Origin of the sequence: Acinetobacter sp. NyZ410 (assembly GCF_022828975.1) — a bacterium.
Lineage (GTDB): Bacteria > Pseudomonadota > Gammaproteobacteria > Pseudomonadales > Moraxellaceae > Acinetobacter > Acinetobacter guillouiae.
Genome location: NZ_CP094620.1, coordinates 4,861,765 through 4,879,028, shown reverse-complemented (window position 1 = coordinate 4,879,028; position 17,264 = coordinate 4,861,765). Strand labels below are relative to the sequence as shown.

Here is a 17,264-nt window from a genome sequence, read left to right as displayed (position 1 = left end):
GTGAAACCCCTTCATTCAATTTTAAATTCAAAAAAGACTATTTACCCCTACCCTGTAGGTGAAGGGGTCGCCATTCTAACCAAGTTATCCACATCTGTCATGGTTAATTCAATCTAATTCGCTCAAAAAAGCAACCTTCTGTAAATAAATTCAAATTCAAAGCAGTTGTGGATAAGGTTTTCCACAAGCTGTGGATAAATTATCACAGAAAGTTATCCACAATCCATCAAATTAATAGAAACATGGATACTCACAGGGTAAGTTATTATTATTTATCTTAAAAAAGCGGTTTTCCACAGAAAAAATGCTCCCTAATAATAATAAATATAAATTTTAAATTTGAATTTATTTATAAGGATCAGGATTTCTGTGGATAAAGCTTAAGTTATGAATTTAAATTCAAAACAACACGATTTTTAAATTTAAAATTGAGAAATTAAATTTAAATTGTGAATCAGCCTATGGATAACTTTGAGGATATATCTGTGCGTAACTCTTATTTGCATTATAAAAGAATAAGTTATGCTGTGAATATATATTTTTAATAATTTATTCAATTTAATCTATATAAAGTTGTTGTCTGGGTAAAAATAAAGCGTCTATATAAAAGAAATGTGTATATTTATTGACAGAATAAAGAATGCACAATACAATCGCGAACCTTTAGAAAAGATCAATTTTGGAGTTTCGATATGAAACGTACATTCCAACCATCTGAATTAAAGCGCAAGCGTGTTCATGGTTTCCGTGCTCGTATGGCTACTAAGGCTGGTCGTCAAGTATTAGCTCGCCGTCGTGCAAAAGGCCGTCATAGTTTAACTGTTTAATTTTTTAGACAGTTGATAGACGACTTGGGTGTTATGTCTCTTTATAGTTTCAGTCCAGAGGTGAGAATCCACTGCGCTGCTGATTACAAAGATGTATTTGATGGTGCGCTTTTTAAAGTGCATCAACCCCATTTTATATTCTTAGCAAAAGTCACCGAACAGCCTAAAAGCCGTTTGGGTATTGTTGTTGCAAAGAAGAAAGTGCGCCGTGCGCATGAAAGAAATCGAATAAAACGTTTAACGCGTGAAAGTTTTCGCTTAAACCAGCAAAATATAGATTTATTGGATATTGTGGTGATGCCTAAAGTTGGTATAGAAGCAGTTCCAAATGCTGAGCTTTTTCAGCAATTACAATTTGCTTGGTTGAAATTGCAGCGCATTGTTAAAAAGCACCATAAAATAGCTCAATCTTCCCCTCAAAAATAGAGGATACCAATGATTCGTTTATTGCATTGGTTGATTCGTTTCTATCAAATTGCGATTAGTCCTCTCATTGGACCTCGTTGTCGTTATATTCCGACTTGTTCTCAATATTCGTTAGAAGCGATCCATACGCACGGCGCATTAAAAGGTAGCTGGTTAGCGACCAAACGCGTGTGTCGTTGTCATCCTTGGGGTGGGTATGGTTATGATCCTGTGCCAAAAAAAACAATTCGTTTTATTTCATTTCAGCAAATAGATTCTCAAACGCTTCATGTTCCTGTACCCTTGCGTGAACGTTTATTGAACCAAAATCACTCTAACCACTTGGGGTAATAGATATGCAACAATGGGCCAGGTTTGCAATCCTTGGGGCCATGTTAGTCACCGCATATTTGCTCATTTTGGCTTGGCAAAAAGACTATGGTCATGACAATACATCAAAGGCTGCGACACCGCAGGCTGTTGTAGCGCATGATGTGTCTGCCGATCTGCCAAAAGGTCAAGCAACTGCGGCCACTAGCGATGTTCCACAAGCAAATATAGCTGCTGCACAACAGAATACAGCTGCACCAGCCACAGCAAATCAACAATTGATTTCAGTACAAACTGACCTTTATCATCTTTGGATTAGTCCTAAAGGTGGTGATATTGTTCGTATTGAATTACTGAATCATGACAAGAGCAAAGACAGTGATCAGCCTTTTGTTATGCTTGAAAGTGATGCAAAACGTACCTATGTTGCGCAATCTGGGTTAATTGGATTGAATGGTCCGGACAGTAAGCCAGATCGTCCAAACTATGCGTTTGAAAAAACTGCTTATACTATTGCAGATGCCAAAGCAGCCAAAGACAAAGATGGCAAGACATCGCAAGTTTTAGCTGTACCAATGGTATTTAAAACAGCAGATGGCGTTGAAATCATCAAAACATTTACCTTTAAACAAGGTCAATATCCAATCGATGTAAGCTATCAGGTTGTCAACCGTAGTGCGCAAAATTGGCAAGGACAAATGTTTGGTCAAATTAAGCGTGATAACTCAGATGATCCAGGAAAAACCTCTCAAGGGATTTTTACACTTGGAACATATTTGGGTGGCGCTTGGGGTACACCTGATGAGCATTATAACAAGCTAAAATTTGCAAACTTTACCGATGAAAAACTCAACACTGAAGCAAAAGGTGGATGGGTTGCGATTGTTCAGCATTATTTTGTAAGTGCTTGGATGCCTGGTCATTTTGGCGGTCAAGAATACACAGCAAAATTGGAATCTCGTAAATCTGCAGATGGTATGAATATCATTGGGTTTACTTCTCCAACCATCAATGTTCCAGCTGGAAAAGCAATGAGCATTGATGCAACGTTCTACTCAGGTCCAAAAATTCAATCTGAATTAAAAGACTTGGCTGTTGGTTTAAACCAAACTGTAGACTATGGTTGGTTATGGCCAATTGCAAAATTATTATTTGCTGGCTTACAGTTCTTCCATAATCTTGTAGGTAACTGGGGCTGGTCAATTATCTTATTGACTGTATTGGTTAAGCTTATTCTTTGGCCATTGTCGTCTAAGAGCTATCGTTCTATGGCGAAAATGCGTGTGATTGCACCTGAAATGCAACGCATGAAAGAAGAGTTTGGTGAAGACCGCATGCGTTTCTCACAAGAAATGATGGCGCTTTACAAACGTGAGCAAGTCAATCCACTTGCAGGTTGTTTACCATTGCTGTTGCAAATGCCAATCTTCTTAGCATTGTATTGGGTATTGATGGAATCTGTAGAGCTTCGTCATGCACCATGGATGCTTTGGATTCAAGATTTATCTGCGATGGATCCTTGGTTTATTTTGCCGTTGATCATGGGTGTAACGATGTTTGTTCAACAAATGTTGAACCCGCAACCTACTGATCCAATGCAAGCTAAAGTCTTCAAAATCATGCCGATCATGTTTACAGTATTTATGCTGTTCTTCCCTTCTGGCTTGGTTTTATACTGGATTGTGAACAACTCGATCACGATTCTGCAACAATGGTTTATCAACAAAAATGTTGCTAAAGCCAAAGTCGCAAGCGAAATGGTTTAATCTTCATAGATTAAGCAATAGCTGAAAAAATCCGCTTAAGATGGTAATCTTAGGCGGATTTTTTTATTGTCAAAGTTTGAGTAATTTAGATGAGCAACCCTGTAAGCCAAACCACAATTGCAGCAATTGCGACTCCACCTGGACGTGGTGGTGTAGGTGTGATTCGTCTATCTGGTCCTAAGGCTTATGCGATTGCACAAGCTTTAACTCAAAAAGTGCTTCCCCAAGCGCGCTTTGCTGGTTTTCGTCAGTTTTTTGATGAAAAAGGTGAGGTGATGGATGAGGGCCTAGCAATTTGCTTTCCAAATCCAAACTCGTTTACTGGTGAAGATGTGGTGGAATTGCAGGGACATGGTGGTCCTGTAATTCAAAATGCACTTCTTGCACGATTGTTCGAGCTGGGGGCTATTGCCGCCAAAGCAGGCGAGTTTTCCATGCGAGCCTTTGAAAATGGCAAAATGGACTTGGTTCAAGCTGAAGCAATTGCAGATTTAATTGATGCGACCTCACAAGCCGCTGCGCGTTCTGCAGTACGTTCTTTGCAAGGTGCATTTTCCAATAAAGTGAATACTGTATTGGAAAAACTGATTCATTTACGTTTGCATGTTGAAGCGGCGATTGATTTTCCTGAAGAGGAAATCGACTTTTTGGCAGATGGAAAAATTCTTCATCTACTTGAAGATGTGCAGGCTTCAGTCTCTGCTGTGCAACACTCTGCGCGTCAGGGGCAGTTATTACGTGAAGGTCTGCAAGTGGTGATTGCAGGTAAGCCCAATGCGGGTAAATCTTCGTTATTGAATGCCTTGGCGGGAAATGACCGTGCCATTGTTACGGATATCGCAGGAACGACGCGTGATGTACTGCATGAGAAAATTACTTTAAATGGCTTACCCATCACACTCACCGATACTGCGGGCTTACGTGAGACAGGTGATGTGGTCGAAAAAGAAGGCATTCGCCGAGCAATCAAAGAAATTGAGCAAGCGGATTTATTACTTTTGGTTTATGACCTCAGCCAAGGTGAAAATCCTTTAGCACTTGCTCAGCGCTATTTTGAAGATCATTTAGAAACTAAACGCTTGATGTTGATTGGTAACAAATGTGATTTAACTGCGCAATCACCTGAATTAAGTGATTTTCAAGGTTTTCGCCATATTAGTGTGTCGGCCAAACAGGAAATGGGCGTACAAGCGCTTATAGATGCGATTACAGCGCATGCTGGCTTCCATCCTGAAGAAGATACCTTTATTGCACGTACACGCCATTTAGACGCAATGAAGCGCACTCAGCACTATCTTGCAGAAGCACATGAGCAACTTGAGGTCTATCATGCGGGTGAACTGGTCGCTGAATCGTTACGTTTAGCACAGAATGCCTTAGCTGAGATCACAGGCGATTTTAGTGCAGATGATCTGTTAGGGGTAATTTTTGGCTCGTTCTGTATTGGAAAGTAATCCTTTACTCTAACAGCTTAAAAGCGGACATTAGTCCGCTTTTTTTGATGAAAAGTTGTGCTTTTGTAAGCTGAATTTACATCAATCTTAGAATTGTTTACTGTAAGATCAATTACATATTCAACAAAGGCTTCTTTTCATGAAAAAAACTCCTTTATTGCTTGCGATTGCTGTTTTAGTGATGACATCAAATGTTTGGGCGGGTAAAGATGATCATGTGATTATTCAAGAAGCTGCCAAAAACAAGATCACCATTGGACAAGCAATACGTGCCAATGATGAAACAGCTGTCACCTTGACGGGGACAATTGTTCGTCAAATAAAACATGAACATTATGAGCTAAAAGACAGCACGGGCACCATTGGGATCGAAGTGGATGACGATCTTATCGATTTAAAAAAGTTAAAACCGGGTACCAAAGTTAAAGTTGTGGGGGAAGTCGATACCCATCGTTATAAACCCACAGATATAGAAGTGGTTAAAATTGAGATTATTCAATAATTGCTTTTAACCAACATCTAGGCGCACAGCGCCTAGATGTTTGATCAAGCTTTAATTTTTAAATGACTGATCAATAAATAAATACATAAGATACCAATTCCTGCACAAAAGCCTAAAACACCAACCATTAAACCGAAATGATCAGATAAAAAGCCTGCGCTAATGATCGGCACAATGGTGCCAAAATAGGCAATAAACAAATAAGTGGAAACCACAGCTGCCCGATTTTCAACATTGGTCATGTGGTGAATCAATGCAAAAGCACTCAGTAACGTTAAACCATGCCCCATTCCAACCAAAACCACACTCAAAAAGAATAAGAAACTCCAATGCATGGTCATACAGATCGATAAAATAATATAGCTGGAAATCAATAAGACTAAGCCAGTATTCAATGCTTTATGCATATCAAAAGACTTTGCGATAAATTGGACGATCGCAGAAACCATTAAGATACTGGCAATGGTTGCACCACTGACCAATGGCCCATGCCAAGGAATCACATCTCGAATAAAGGAGGGTGCCAATGAGGCAAATAAACTAAATGAGCCAAAAGCACAGAATGCGGTAAAACTGGCGATATAAAACAGTTTTTTAAATTGAGCTTCTGGCAGTTGTAAGTGGGGTGCAATAGAAAATGGCTGCCTTTCAAATCTCATGGTTTTAATCGTAAATAAACTCAACAAACTGATGATTGCTGCAACAATTACGGGTAAATAAGGTGTGACAAGTGGGCGATCAGAAAATTGTGCGATTGCACCACCAATAAAAGGACCCAGTCCAAAGCCAATGACGGTAATAATTGAACTTAACTGTGCGGCATTCTGTTTATGTGAGTCAGGAATGGTATAAATCAAACCTAACATTGCAGAGGTGCTGATCAACCCAGAGGCAATACCAATGATAAAGCGCCCAAATCCAAGCAAATAGGTGGTTGATGCAAACACCGACAGTGTTAGGCCAATCACAGCAAACAATAGCCCGATTTGTAAGGTACGAATAAAACCAAAACTATTACTGCTACGTCCTAAAAATAATAATGTGGTTAAACAACCAAACATATAGGCCACGAAAATATAGGTGATCTGACTTGGGAGTAATTGCCAAAGTTGTTGATAAATTGGATATAAGGGGCTAGCGAGCGCCGTACCAATCGTACCAATACATAAGGCTAGGCTGATCATTAAAAATGAACGCCATGATTGTTGATTCATAAATATAGGACTTCAAATGCAAATGTTTTGCAGATAAAAATGCCAAACCTGTTCAATACAAAGTTCGGCATGGAAGGAATTGAGTATGGAAAGATTAAAACTTAATCAGTAAAGGGTCAATGGAAACTTGAACATTCAAGCATAGATGACTGTGAATTGAGTTATGAATAGCGTTTTAGCAGCTTTAAAAATTCTTGTAATTCAGCTTCATCCACGGCTTGAGCGTCTTTAATCACATGCTCAGTTAAATGCTGCTCAATCAATTCATTCATTAAGCCATTCACGGCACCTTTAATTGCCGCAACTTGCTGTAAAACGCTGATACATGAGCTGCTTTGATCATTCAAAGCTTCTTCAATCGCATGAATTTGTCCTTTTAGTCGTTTCACACGATTGAGGACTTTTTTATCTTGATGTAAATGACTCATAAATTAATCCGCTATTTTATATACTCCCTTATAGTATATTTTAAATTGAAATTATATACTCGGGGAGAGTATATAGGATCATGCCTCATGCAATTCAAAACCATTCAGCGAAAGCATAGCCATCAATTTGATCAAGGTAATCCTTTAGCACAAAAGAAAATCTTATGGGCGACTATTTTGACCGGATTAATGATGATTTTTGAGATTGCGGGAGGCTGGATTTTTAATTCTATGGCCTTACTCGCAGATGGTTGGCATATGAGTTCGCATATGCTGGCATTAGGTTTGGCTTATGCTGCTTATCGAGCTGCTCGTTATTATGCGCAGGATTCTCGTTTTAGTTTTGGCACATGGAAAATTGAAATTCTTGCTGGCTATAGCAGTGCAATTCTATTAATGGTGGTGGCCTTATTTATGGCCGTCCAGTCGCTAGTGCGTTTATTCCATCCTGTACAGATTCATTATAATGAAGCGATTTTGATTGCTATTTTAGGTTTACTGGTCAATTTGGTTTGTGCATGGTTATTACACGATCATGCTGACCATCACCATCACCATCACCATCACCATCACCATCACCATCACCATCACCATCATTCACATACGCATAATGACCATCATGGACATGATTTAAATCAAAAAGCTGCGTTTTTACATGTGGTTGCAGATGCACTGACCTCTGTCTTGGCGATTATTGCTCTTTTTGCTGCAAAGTATTTGGGGTGGGATTTTTTAGATGCTGTATTGGGGATTGTTGGGGCCATTTTAGTCGGGCGTTGGTCATATGGTTTAATCAAAGAAACGGCCCAAACATTGTTAGATGCGGAAATGGATCATCCTATAGTTGAAGACGTACATGAAGTGATTGAGCGTCTAAATGTTGAAGCCCAAATAACCGATATTCATGTGTGGAAAGTGGCTAAAGGCAAATTTTCAGTGATTTTGGCGCTTGAATCCAATGATAAAAATTTAAATGCAGATCAGATACGCCACGCTTTATCTATTCATAAACAATTGGTGCATATTTCTGTTGAAATCAACAAAACCGCGATGTTTAGTTGGGTTTCACGTGAAACCTGAGCAAGAATAAAGTACAGCTTTTTTTAACAGTTCAATGTGCTGTGAATGGTAGAGAACTATTGCAAACAGAGATAAGGATCAATCACAGTTTTTAAACAAGTCAGTTGATGAATTATGCTTTAATGCATCTCAATATTTATTTTGATTTTATCGATTTATGTTAAAGCAATTTATCGCATTGAGCTTAAGTCTGGCTTTTTGTACAGCTGGTTTTGCCAGTGTTGAGACTGTGAAAGCAAAATTAGCACAGCAGTATCCCAATGTAAAAATTAATAATCTGCAAACAACAGAAATGCAGGGTTTATATAGTGGGACCTTGGATAATCAAATTGTTTATGTCAATGAGGATGCCCAGCATTTATTTATTGGTTCAATGATTCGTTTGAAAGATCAGCATAATTTAACCAAAGATTTAGCAGTTAAAGGAAATACGATAGATTTTAAAGCATTACCTTTGAATGATGCAGTAAAAACAGTCAGGGGGAATGGAAAGCGTCAGCTTGCAATCTTTTCTGACCCAAATTGCCCATATTGCAAGACGCTTGAAGGGAATTTAGCCAAGCTCAATGATGTGACAATTTATACATTTATCTATTCCATCAAAGCGCAATCAATTTTGCCATCTAAGCAAGTATGGTGCTCTGCAAATAAAGAATATGCATGGAAAAATTTGATTCAAAATGGGATCAAACCAACTGCACCAGCAAATTGTGCAACGCCAATCGAACGTAATTTGGAATTGGGTAAAAAATTAGGTTTGCATGGAACACCTGCAATTATTTTCTCAAATGGTTATAAGGTGATGGGTGCCTACCCTGCCGAAGAAATTGAGAAAATATGGAAAAATTTTGGATTATAAACAGCGCTTAGAAACTGATAGCGTAAAAAAGCACCCATCGAGGGTGCTTTTTATATTGAGGTGAAAATTTAAGTACGTTTGGCAATCATGTTATAGATAAAGAGTACCACTATTGCACCAATGACTGAGGCAATAAATCCAGCTGATGCACCTTTTGGATATAGGCCAAGTAATTGACCTCCATAGGTTGCAACCAATGAACCTACAATACCGAGTGCTGTTGTTACAATGAAGCCAGCTTTGTCATCACCTGGGTGAATTGCACGTGCAATTAAACCAGCAATAAAACCAATCACAATTGCACTAATCAGTGACATCATAATCTTTCTCCTTTTTCTTTATTTTGTCGTGAGTTACTGCATCGAATTAGTTTAATAATCAAATATTCTCTAGTGAAGTAAAAGCGCTTATTTGCTACAAGTTGTTGCATTTTTGTTCACTATGAAAGCTAAAAAAATAAAAAAAGCGACCGAAGTCGCTTAACTCATTTTAGTTAAAATGATGTGGTGAGGTCTCTATTAAAGACCAATTTCCCCGATAAACGGAATATGACGGTATTTTTGATCGTAGTCTAAGCCATAGCCCACAATGAATTTATCTTCAACTTCAAAGCCCAGAAATTTCACATCTAAGTCGATTTCACGGCGAGACGGTTTGCTGACTAAAGTACACAGTTCGATCGAGTTGGGATGACGTGTGCTTAAAATTTCCAATACTTTGCTTAAGGTATTGCCAGAGTCAATAATATCTTCCACGACTAAGATATCTTTACCGCGAATTTCGCCGTCTAAATCTTTGAGGATTCTGACATCACGAGAAGATGTTGTACTGCCACCATAGCTTGAAACGGTCATAAAATCGAGTTCGTGAGTCTTGCTGATTGCACGACATAAATCAGCCATAAAAATCACTGAACCACGCAATAAACCAATTAAGACAAGCTCTTTATCGCTATTGGCATAATGTGCATCAATTTTTTTACCAAGTTCCTGAACTTTTGCATGAATTTCTTCAGCAGAAATCATCACTTTCATTTCAATAGTCATGGGAAATACCTAAAAACCTAAACATCAAATTCTAAAATTAAAAAAGGTGTTGACTAGCAACACCCTAAAAGATGACATAATTTTAAAACATATCAGATCAAGATGCATCTTTTTTGACATTTGAAAATGTAAATGCCCTAATTTAAGCCGAAATGATCAATGTGCATCACGTTTTAAAACGAATGCACAAATCACAAAAACTGTACCAATCAAAATCAGTTTTTTCTTTGATTTACGCGGTTTTTGTTTGGTTTTGCTCATAGGCTTTTTGTCCATAAATATAGGTGGCTTGAATATTGCGATCATCCCCCATGGTAAATAAGGCAAATAATGCATCGTCTATGTTTTTAGCACGTTCCTGACGCAGTTGTTGTAGCGCCGTTGCTTTTAAATCTAGCACAACAAAATCGGCTTCTTTACCGATATTGAAATTGCCCAATTGCGCATCCAAATGTAACGCTTTCGCTCCACCAAGCGTTGCATGATAAAGTGATTCCATCGCAGAAAGTTTATCACCTTGAAGTTGTTGCACTTTGTAGGCTTCATTGAGGGTTTGTAATTGGCAAAAGGCTGTTCCTGCACCAATATCAGTTCCTAAGCCGACTTTGACCTGTTTTTCCCAAGATTTTTTTAATGGGAATAAACCACTTCCCAAAAATAAGTTTGATGTCGGGCAAAATGCAATCGCTGAATCAGTTGCATGCATGCAATCCCACTCATGCTCCTCTAAATGAACACAATGTGCGAAAACAGAACGCTCTCCTGTTAAACCATAGTGGTGATAGACATCCAGATAACCTTTCTGCTCTGGGAATAAGTCTTTGACCCATGCAATTTCATTTTTATTTTCACTGAGATGGGTATGCACATATACCGTTGGATACTCTGCTTTTAACTGCCCTGCTTTTGCCAATTGCTCAGGTGTAGAGGTTGGAGCAAAACGCGGAGTAATGGCATATAGGTTACGACCTTTACCATGCCATTTTTCAATCAGTGCTTTAGAGTCAAGATATGCGCTTTCAGCAGTGTCTGTCAGTGCTTCAGGTGCATGACGATCCATCATGACTTTACCTGCAATTAAACGCATCTGATGCTGTTCTGCCGCTTCAAATAAGGCATCGACTGATTGGGGATGTACCGTACAAAAAACCAGTGCTGTTGTGGTGCCATTTTTAAGTAATTCTTGCACAAAAAACTGTGCGATTTTGTCGGCATAGTTTTTATCTGCAAACTGAATTTCTGTTGGAAAAGTATAGGTATTTAACCATTCTAAAAGTTGTTCACCATATGCACCCACCATTTCTGTTTGTGGAAAATGAATATGGGTGTCAATAAAACCAGGCACAATCAGTTGTTCTGGGTAGTGATCAATTTGAATATCATCTGTCAGGTGAGACTGTGCATCTTCCCAAGGGCCAAACCATGTGATTTTGCCTTGCTCTGTGATCAGTAAACCATCTTCGATATAACGAACTTGATCTAATATTTGAGCTGCTTGAGAAACGGTATTTTTAATATCAAGAAAACGCCCACGAACCGCTGTTTTCTGTACAACACAAGACATGTAGAACCTGCAATTTATCCTTTTTTCGATTGATTGTACCTGAAATTTGTATCAGGTGCTGTATGCAGTTTTGCGCGAAAGCATTCTAAAAAATTGAATAACGTTATTTTTTATTGTTTTAGCACAGTGACGTTTTTATCGAAATATAACTAAAATTAGCGGCTAAAGGCATATTCTATATTGTAAGTTTATCTTGATAGCAACAATCACTACAGTCTTGGAAAATGGTGAAATAAAACAACAATGGATTATAACCGACAGTTAAAACAGCTTATCTATTCATGTCCTGAATTGATGCTTCGATTACAGTATTTGCGAGATATTCATACACATGCATATTTGAGCGCAGGTGTAATTCGCAACTTGGTATGGTCTATTTTACATCATCAGAGTTATGGATTTGATCAGATTGAAATCGATGTCATTTTCTATGATTTAAATGATCAACAAGGCCTTAAAGAGCAACATTTGACTGAATTGTTAAAGCAAAAATTTCCCAATAATGAATGGGATGTGGTCAATCAAGCCTATGTGCATTTGTGGTATAAAACAGATGATGGATGTTCTATCTCTCAATACCAATCCTTATTCGATGCTTTATCCGTATGGGTTGAAACGGCAACCGCAATTGCAGTACGTTTACTTGAAAATGATGATATCGAAATTATTGCGCCGTTTGGGCTAAATGATTTGTTTGAATTAAAATTGAGATGGAATAAACGTTTGGTCAGTTATCCAGTTTTTTTAGCACGGATTCAGGCTAAACAGTTTTTAACCAGATGGGAAAAGCTGCTTGTTGTGGATGATTAGGGGATCAGGATTTAAATCAATCAAACCATAGTGAAGATCATACTCCAAGACAACAGATGGCTATTACAACAGATGGTTATTACAACAGATGGTTATTACAACAGATGACTAGGCTGATGGATAAAGATTTTATTTCAATACTGTCCATACAATTTAAATCGTTGAGTATTATTGTTGATCATAAAAAAGCCTTCCAATTGGAAGGCTTGATCTAGTGTTTATAAGGTTGTTTCATGGTGCTTTTTGCTATGGCGAATCGAGAGCCAAGCGGTAATTGCCAAGACAATCACAATAAAACCTAACGAAATCCAAATTGGCATATGGAAGACATCCAGCATTAACATTTTAAAGCCAATGAAGACTAAGATGATGCCTAGGCCATAAGGCAAGTAATGCATTTTAGACGCGGCACCCGACAATAAGAAGAACATTGCACGTAGACCTAAGATCGCCATTAAATTCGCAGTTAATACAATAAATGGATCACTGGTCACCGCAAAAATCGCTGGAATAGAATCGACCGCGAAAATTACATCTGAAGCTTCGACTAAAATTAAGACTAGGAATAACGGGGTTGCCCACAACACACCATTTTGACGAACAAAGAATTGAGCACCTTCTAATTTAGGGGTGATTCGCATGTGTTTACGCAACCACTTGAGAATAGCCATATCTTCGATATTGGTTTCTTCTTCATCCTGTCCTTTAAGGAATTTATAGCCTGTATAAACCAAGAAAGCACCAAAGAGATAAAGCACCCAAGAGAATTCTTGAACGAACCATGCGCCAATAAAAATAAAGATGGTACGTAAAATAATTGCACCTAATACACCATAGAGCAGAATTTTACGTTGTAAGCCTTGTGGAATCGCAAATGCAGCAAAGATCATCAACCAGACAAAGACATTGTCGATCGCTAATGATTTTTCAAGTAGATAACCTGCAAAGTATTCCATGACTTTGCTATTGGCAATAGAAACACCCGCGGTTTGTTGTAGATACAGCCATAAACCACCACCAAATAACGCTGCAACGCTGACCCATGCAATGCTCCAGTAGGCAGCAGTTTTAATTTTGACTTCTTGCCCTTCTTTTTGTTTAAAGCCTAAAAAGTCGATCAGTAGCATGACAATAACAATAGCGAAGAACGCTAGATACAGCCATGGATTGCCAATAGTTTCCATAAAACTCTCCAAATCTGGCAATCAGGCATAAAAAAACCTTGACCTGTTGCCAGATGATTAAACATCTGTGTCAACATGATCAAGGTCTTGCCTACATTTGAGTTATGTACATCAATCTCAAATGCTCAGATACCGGCTTTTTTCAAAGCGTAATGACGATATTCTGATTAAAGGAGGCTACTCCCCTTGTTCAATATACTGTGTAAGAAATCTTTCATTTCTTAATATCTAGTGAGAATCGCATATTTATTAAAAATGTGCAAATTTTGAATGTATTTTTATGTAGTTTATTTTATGTACAAAATTCAGCGCTGGTTTTTAGCGCAACAAAAGCTTGATTGAGCGTTGAATTATGATGCTGAATAATACGGTCAGCATTGAGAACCTTTGAATCTACTGTGCTGTGCGCATCTGAAATTAATGTCACTTTATAATTTAAGTCTTTTGCCGCACGGCTTGTGCTATCGATACAAAATTCAGTTTTTAAACCACAGATGATCACTTCTTCAACATTTAAAGACCCTAATTGTTGTGCTAAATCTGTTTGGAAAAAGCAATTTGGCCGTGTTTTTTCTAAGAGGTAATCTGTATTAGGATCAATATTTAATTCAGCAATGAGTTGAGTCATTGGACTATTTGGTGCGAGTCCTGTGTCAGCTAAACCAACATGACGTATCGCAAAAATCGGAATGTGTTTAACACACGCATATTCAATGAGCTGATTGATGTTTTTCAACAATTGATCAGCTTGAAATGGTGGATGCTGTGCATGAAATAGACCATTTTGTAGATCAATAACGAGTAAGGCTTGCTTATTGTGATACTCAGACATGAGTTTCTCCGTAAATATTGACCAAATCACGGAGCAAAAAATAACCCCGCTCATTGGCAGGGTTGGTTTCTACATTTTATTTTAAATGTATACGTCCACACTGCCGATGCAGTGTGGTGGTTAATAATTTAAATAAAATGATTGCTTGCATTGCAGTTATTGCCTATATGGGACTTTACGTCCGCACTGGGTTAATTGGGATACTTGTGTCGACGGCGCAGTTCAGCTTGTGCCCACGCAATTGACTGCTTCATGTCTTGCCGTAATGCTGTGATCTCAGATTGGGTCAAGACTCTAGGCTTTTCTGAAGTGTTCGGTTTTTCCTTGGGTGAGGCGGTCAATGCCATCGAATTGCTCCTTGATACCTGAATACACCTTGACTGTTCGCACGATGTCTTTTTTGACCTTAAAGCCAAGTTAACTTTTATCAAATTAAAGTTTTTAACTCAGCATGTCACTTTAAAACTTGTAAAAAGATATTTATATTTTTTGAATAAAATCTTTACGTTGTACAAGCACTAAAGCTAACAGGGTCCCAAGAACAGCGATTATACCGCCAACGATGCCAATATGGTTGAGCCCATAACTGGTGGTCACTAGGCCGCCAAGCAAAGCGCCGCCACCAATACCCACATTGTATAGTCCTGAATAAATTGCCATCGCGACATCAGTGGCATCAGAAGCTAAAGCCAAGGTTTTGGCTTGTTGAGCTAAGCTAAAGCAAATAATCGCCATGCCCCAAAATAAACTCAGTAGACTAAAACTGGTAAAATCAGTACTCAGTGAAGTCAACAATAACATCGAAACAGCCAATATCGCACTACTTAACGGTATCGGAAGTTTGGGATATTTTTTGGCAAATTTACCGAATAAATAAGAGCCAAAGAAACCTGCTGCGCCATAGATTAATAATAAGGTTGTAGTCTGTGTCGAGCTAAAATGCGCAACATTCAAAGCAAAAGGTTCGATATAACTGTATGCGGTAAATTGTGCGGTAATCACAATAATGGTCAGAGCAAAAACAATCATCAGGCTTGGGCGTTTTAAAAATACTTTTAAACTACTCAGAGAACCTGAATTGACGCTTGGTAAGCGTGGTAATGTTTTGGCTAAGATGACGCAAACGATAGCCGCACCAATTGCAATCAAAGCAAAAGTATTACGCCAACCATAAGATTCACCAATCATTCGTCCAAATGGAATACCTAAAACCATCGCCAATGCCGTACCTGTGGCCAATAGCCCCAAAGCTTGAAACTCCTTACCTTTGGGTGCGACTCGTACTGCCAGTGATGCAGTGATTGACCAAAATAAAGCATGAGAAAATGCGATACCAATTCGACTGATCAAGAGTACATCGAAACTCCATGCACAATAAGATAATGCATGACTGGCCACAAAAACCATAAATAAGATGATCAGTAAAAAGCGCCGTTCAATATTTTTGGTCAATAACATGATCGGCAATGAAATGGGTGCAACAACCCATGCATATAGAGTAATCATGATGCCAACATCAGTTGCAGGCATCGCAAAGCTTTTTCCAATGTCGCTCAGCAAAGCCACAGGAACGAATTCTGTGGTATTGAAAATAAATGCTGCGAAAGCAAGGCTAATCACACTGATCCATTGCTGGGATTCACTGGGGGCAGATTGTGGTGCTGGAGTTTGGGGAGATAAGGCAGACATGGTCAATATTAAAAGAGGTTAGTGCTAAATTTTAGGCTGAATTGTGGATAAAGTTAAGCTAAGTTTGTTGTATCAAAAATAAAGCTGTCAGACAAAATTTAACAATAATTCAAATATAGTTATGGCATTTTGAATAGGCCTATAAATTTAAACGTATATAAGAGTAAATAAAATGTTAGAAATCAGACATAAAGATGATGGTAAAAAAGGTGAATTTTATATTGGTGAAGAAGGTCACCATTTGGCTGAAATGGCATACACATGGGCGGGTGAAAATATGTTGATTATTGACCATACACTTGTAGAAGATGAATTGCGTGGTCAAAGTGTAGGTCGAAAATTATTAGATCAAGTTGTAGAGATGGCTCGCTCAAAGAATGTGAAAATTATTCCACTCTGCCCTTTTTCAAAATCAGTATTTGATAAAGATCAATCGATTCATGATGTTTTGAAATCTTAAGTTTGCTTTGCTACAGTGGGATTGTGTTATAGAACATCCATGAGAAAGAATATATGCAATTCCAACATGTAGATAATCAACAAAAAGGTGAATTTTACTTTGATAATGAACAAGGTAAGCGAATTGCTGAGATCAGTTATTTATGGCATGGTACACATCAGATCATTGCGAACCATACTTGGGTAGATGACTCCTTGCGTGGTCAAGGAATTGCGCGTCAGTTGTTGGATACTTTGGTTGAGTTTGCACGTGAAAAGCAGCTTAAAATTGTACCCACTTGTTCCTATGTCGAAGTCATGTTTAGACGTGATAAAAGTTTTGTTGATGTGAAAGCTTAGCTTTATTGTGTGCCCAATACTCATTGGGCCGTTCAGATTCAGATTCGGTTAGAAGATTAAACATGTTTAAAAAAATGATAATCACTGTATTGTTATTGAGCAGTTCATCGTTCAGTTTAGCAATGAGTTGTTTTGAATTAAATTTACAAACCTATAAAAAAGAGCAAGAAATACAGCCACGTTGGGAGTTGTTAGGCAAATCTAAACATCGTATTTATTTTTATTCAGCGCCCAAAAACATCTGTAAGATGAATGATACTTTTGTGCTTCAAAATGATAATGTCACGGCTTATTCAATCTATAAAGACAGAAAAAAACAACACTGGGTTTATGTGATATTTAATGATCCAAATCAAAATATAGAAGATGATCTGGTTGAAGGTTGGGTCAAGCTTAAGGATTTTAAACTTATTGAAAGGACACCCTCAGTAAATCAATAAAAAAACCCACAAAATTTTGTGGGTTTTCTACACTTT

The 17,264-nt window shown here is 38.1% G+C and carries 21 protein-coding genes; 12 read left to right on the top strand and 9 right to left on the bottom strand.

Annotation, left to right across the window (positions count from 1 at the left end):
* Positions 1-692 precede the first annotated feature (692 nt).
* The 6 genes from rpmH (at position 693) to MTO68_RS23065 (ending at position 5,284) form a co-directional block, all read left to right on the top strand.
* Positions 693-827, top strand: coding sequence for a 50S ribosomal protein L34 (gene rpmH / locus MTO68_RS23090; protein ID WP_000831329.1), 135 nt, complete (start codon positions 693-695; stop codon positions 825-827).
* Positions 828-860: 33 nt separating this feature from the next.
* Positions 861-1,253 carry a ribonuclease P protein component gene (rnpA, locus tag MTO68_RS23085; protein ID WP_004718937.1) on the top strand — a complete coding sequence of 131 codons (393 nt, stop codon included), beginning with the start codon at positions 861-863 and terminating at the stop codon, positions 1,251-1,253.
* Between the two features lie 9 nt (positions 1,254-1,262).
* Entirely contained in the window at positions 1,263-1,583 is a 321-nt protein-coding gene (gene yidD / locus MTO68_RS23080) for a membrane protein insertion efficiency factor YidD (RefSeq protein WP_004718939.1), read from the top strand.
* A gap of 5 nt (positions 1,584-1,588) precedes the next feature.
* Positions 1,589-3,328 carry a membrane protein insertase YidC gene (gene yidC, locus MTO68_RS23075; RefSeq protein ID WP_244014530.1) on the top strand — a complete coding sequence of 580 codons (1,740 nt, stop codon included), beginning with the start codon at positions 1,589-1,591 and terminating at the stop codon, positions 3,326-3,328.
* A gap of 89 nt (positions 3,329-3,417) precedes the next feature.
* A complete protein-coding gene (gene mnmE, locus MTO68_RS23070) occupies positions 3,418-4,782 on the top strand; it encodes a tRNA uridine-5-carboxymethylaminomethyl(34) synthesis GTPase MnmE (RefSeq protein WP_096735461.1) in 1,365 nt (454 codons plus the stop codon).
* A gap of 139 nt (positions 4,783-4,921) precedes the next feature.
* Positions 4,922-5,284: a NirD/YgiW/YdeI family stress tolerance protein gene (locus MTO68_RS23065; protein WP_004818181.1), complete on the top strand. Its 363-nt coding sequence runs from the start codon at positions 4,922-4,924 to the stop codon at positions 5,282-5,284.
* Positions 5,285-5,328: 44 nt separating this feature from the next.
* Here MTO68_RS23065 and MTO68_RS23060 read toward each other — a convergent pair whose 3' ends face one another.
* Both MTO68_RS23060 and MTO68_RS23055 read right to left on the bottom strand, forming a co-directional pair.
* Entirely contained in the window at positions 5,329-6,498 is a 1,170-nt protein-coding gene (locus MTO68_RS23060) for an MFS transporter (RefSeq protein ID WP_096735459.1), read from the bottom strand.
* 161 nt (positions 6,499-6,659) lie between these two features.
* A complete protein-coding gene (locus MTO68_RS23055) occupies positions 6,660-6,926 on the bottom strand; it encodes a metal/formaldehyde-sensitive transcriptional repressor (protein WP_034613324.1) in 267 nt (88 codons plus the stop codon).
* A gap of 87 nt (positions 6,927-7,013) precedes the next feature.
* Here MTO68_RS23055 and dmeF point away from each other — a divergent pair, with 87 nt between their 5' ends.
* Together dmeF and MTO68_RS23045 are read left to right on the top strand one after the other, a co-directional pair.
* A complete protein-coding gene (dmeF, locus tag MTO68_RS23050; RefSeq protein WP_244014528.1) occupies positions 7,014-8,006 on the top strand; it encodes a CDF family Co(II)/Ni(II) efflux transporter DmeF in 993 nt (330 codons plus the stop codon).
* 157 nt (positions 8,007-8,163) lie between these two features.
* Positions 8,164-8,865, top strand: a complete 702-nt coding sequence (locus tag MTO68_RS23045; RefSeq protein WP_105714707.1) for a DsbC family protein — start codon at positions 8,164-8,166, stop codon at positions 8,863-8,865.
* A 68-nt stretch (positions 8,866-8,933) separates the two neighbouring features.
* On the opposite strand, the gene MTO68_RS23040 is transcribed toward MTO68_RS23045, so the two are convergent.
* The 3 genes from MTO68_RS23040 to guaD form a co-directional block, all read right to left on the bottom strand.
* Positions 8,934-9,185, bottom strand: a complete 252-nt coding sequence (locus MTO68_RS23040) for a GlsB/YeaQ/YmgE family stress response membrane protein (protein WP_004718955.1) — start codon at positions 9,183-9,185, stop codon at positions 8,934-8,936.
* 198 nt (positions 9,186-9,383) lie between these two features.
* Positions 9,384-9,911: a hypoxanthine phosphoribosyltransferase gene (gene hpt / locus MTO68_RS23035; protein ID WP_004718958.1), complete on the bottom strand. Its 528-nt coding sequence runs from the start codon at positions 9,909-9,911 to the stop codon at positions 9,384-9,386.
* 232 nt (positions 9,912-10,143) lie between these two features.
* Positions 10,144-11,475, bottom strand: coding sequence for a guanine deaminase (gene guaD, locus MTO68_RS23030; RefSeq protein ID WP_244014526.1), 1,332 nt, complete (start codon positions 11,473-11,475; stop codon positions 10,144-10,146).
* Positions 11,476-11,718: 243 nt separating this feature from the next.
* On the opposite strand from guaD, the gene MTO68_RS23025 reads away from it, so the two are divergent.
* The gene (locus MTO68_RS23025; RefSeq protein WP_244014524.1) at positions 11,719-12,285 is read left to right on the top strand and encodes a nucleotidyltransferase family protein; all 567 of its coding nucleotides are present in this window, start codon (positions 11,719-11,721) and stop codon (positions 12,283-12,285) included.
* Positions 12,286-12,503: 218 nt separating this feature from the next.
* Here MTO68_RS23025 and MTO68_RS23020 read toward each other — a convergent pair whose 3' ends face one another.
* The 4 genes from MTO68_RS23020 to MTO68_RS23005 form a co-directional block, all read right to left on the bottom strand.
* Complete coding sequence (locus MTO68_RS23020) at positions 12,504-13,469, bottom strand: TerC family protein (protein ID WP_004718969.1); 966 nt, start codon at positions 13,467-13,469, stop codon at positions 12,504-12,506.
* A gap of 292 nt (positions 13,470-13,761) precedes the next feature.
* Positions 13,762-14,301 (bottom strand): cysteine hydrolase family protein, encoded by a 540-nt coding sequence (locus tag MTO68_RS23015; RefSeq protein ID WP_244014522.1) that lies wholly within the window; start codon positions 14,299-14,301, stop codon positions 13,762-13,764.
* A 191-nt stretch (positions 14,302-14,492) separates the two neighbouring features.
* Positions 14,493-14,648 carry a hypothetical protein gene (locus tag MTO68_RS23010; protein WP_244014520.1) on the bottom strand — a complete coding sequence of 52 codons (156 nt, stop codon included), beginning with the start codon at positions 14,646-14,648 and terminating at the stop codon, positions 14,493-14,495.
* Positions 14,649-14,781: 133 nt separating this feature from the next.
* Positions 14,782-15,990 (bottom strand): sugar transporter, encoded by a 1,209-nt coding sequence (locus tag MTO68_RS23005; protein ID WP_004818162.1) that lies wholly within the window; start codon positions 15,988-15,990, stop codon positions 14,782-14,784.
* A gap of 172 nt (positions 15,991-16,162) precedes the next feature.
* Between MTO68_RS23005 and MTO68_RS23000 the strand changes: the two genes are divergently transcribed.
* The 3 genes from MTO68_RS23000 to MTO68_RS22990 all read left to right on the top strand — a co-directional run bounded on the left by MTO68_RS23000 (position 16,163) and on the right by MTO68_RS22990 (position 17,228).
* Positions 16,163-16,450 carry a GNAT family N-acetyltransferase gene (locus MTO68_RS23000; protein ID WP_004818159.1) on the top strand — a complete coding sequence of 96 codons (288 nt, stop codon included), beginning with the start codon at positions 16,163-16,165 and terminating at the stop codon, positions 16,448-16,450.
* 53 nt (positions 16,451-16,503) lie between these two features.
* Positions 16,504-16,788, top strand: a complete 285-nt coding sequence (locus MTO68_RS22995; protein WP_244014518.1) for a GNAT family N-acetyltransferase — start codon at positions 16,504-16,506, stop codon at positions 16,786-16,788.
* A 62-nt stretch (positions 16,789-16,850) separates the two neighbouring features.
* Positions 16,851-17,228 carry a hypothetical protein gene (locus MTO68_RS22990; protein WP_244014516.1) on the top strand — a complete coding sequence of 126 codons (378 nt, stop codon included), beginning with the start codon at positions 16,851-16,853 and terminating at the stop codon, positions 17,226-17,228.
* Positions 17,229-17,264 lie beyond the last annotated feature (36 nt).

What these genes read in the sequence shown, in the direction of transcription:
- rpmH (WP_000831329.1), top strand. Translation starts at nt 693, where the DNA reads ATGAAACGTACATTCCAACCATCTGAATTAAAGCGCAAGCGTGTTCAT.
- mnmE (WP_096735461.1), top strand. Translation starts at nt 3,418, where the DNA reads ATGAGCAACCCTGTAAGCCAAACCACAATTGCAGCAATTGCGACTCCA.
- MTO68_RS23025 (WP_244014524.1), top strand. Translation starts at nt 11,719, where the DNA reads ATGGATTATAACCGACAGTTAAAACAGCTTATCTATTCATGTCCTGAA.
- MTO68_RS23010 (WP_244014520.1), bottom strand. Translation starts at nt 14,648, where the DNA reads ATGGCATTGACCGCCTCACCCAAGGAAAAACCGAACACTTCAGAAAAG.
- MTO68_RS23055 (WP_034613324.1), bottom strand. Translation starts at nt 6,926, where the DNA reads ATGAGTCATTTACATCAAGATAAAAAAGTCCTCAATCGTGTGAAACGA.
- MTO68_RS22990 (WP_244014516.1), top strand. Translation starts at nt 16,851, where the DNA reads ATGTTTAAAAAAATGATAATCACTGTATTGTTATTGAGCAGTTCATCG.
- MTO68_RS23005 (WP_004818162.1), bottom strand. Translation starts at nt 15,990, where the DNA reads ATGTCTGCCTTATCTCCCCAAACTCCAGCACCACAATCTGCCCCCAGT.
- MTO68_RS23020 (WP_004718969.1), bottom strand. Translation starts at nt 13,469, where the DNA reads ATGGAAACTATTGGCAATCCATGGCTGTATCTAGCGTTCTTCGCTATT.
- MTO68_RS23040 (WP_004718955.1), bottom strand. Translation starts at nt 9,185, where the DNA reads ATGATGTCACTGATTAGTGCAATTGTGATTGGTTTTATTGCTGGTTTA.
- MTO68_RS23045 (WP_105714707.1), top strand. Translation starts at nt 8,164, where the DNA reads ATGTTAAAGCAATTTATCGCATTGAGCTTAAGTCTGGCTTTTTGTACA.
- guaD (WP_244014526.1), bottom strand. Translation starts at nt 11,475, where the DNA reads ATGTCTTGTGTTGTACAGAAAACAGCGGTTCGTGGGCGTTTTCTTGAT.
- yidD (WP_004718939.1), top strand. Translation starts at nt 1,263, where the DNA reads ATGATTCGTTTATTGCATTGGTTGATTCGTTTCTATCAAATTGCGATT.
- dmeF (WP_244014528.1), top strand. Translation starts at nt 7,014, where the DNA reads ATGCAATTCAAAACCATTCAGCGAAAGCATAGCCATCAATTTGATCAA.
- yidC (WP_244014530.1), top strand. Translation starts at nt 1,589, where the DNA reads ATGCAACAATGGGCCAGGTTTGCAATCCTTGGGGCCATGTTAGTCACC.
- rnpA (WP_004718937.1), top strand. Translation starts at nt 861, where the DNA reads ATGTCTCTTTATAGTTTCAGTCCAGAGGTGAGAATCCACTGCGCTGCT.
- MTO68_RS23065 (WP_004818181.1), top strand. Translation starts at nt 4,922, where the DNA reads ATGAAAAAAACTCCTTTATTGCTTGCGATTGCTGTTTTAGTGATGACA.
- MTO68_RS22995 (WP_244014518.1), top strand. Translation starts at nt 16,504, where the DNA reads ATGCAATTCCAACATGTAGATAATCAACAAAAAGGTGAATTTTACTTT.
- MTO68_RS23015 (WP_244014522.1), bottom strand. Translation starts at nt 14,301, where the DNA reads ATGTCTGAGTATCACAATAAGCAAGCCTTACTCGTTATTGATCTACAA.
- hpt (WP_004718958.1), bottom strand. Translation starts at nt 9,911, where the DNA reads ATGACTATTGAAATGAAAGTGATGATTTCTGCTGAAGAAATTCATGCA.
- MTO68_RS23060 (WP_096735459.1), bottom strand. Translation starts at nt 6,498, where the DNA reads ATGAATCAACAATCATGGCGTTCATTTTTAATGATCAGCCTAGCCTTA.
- MTO68_RS23000 (WP_004818159.1), top strand. Translation starts at nt 16,163, where the DNA reads ATGTTAGAAATCAGACATAAAGATGATGGTAAAAAAGGTGAATTTTAT.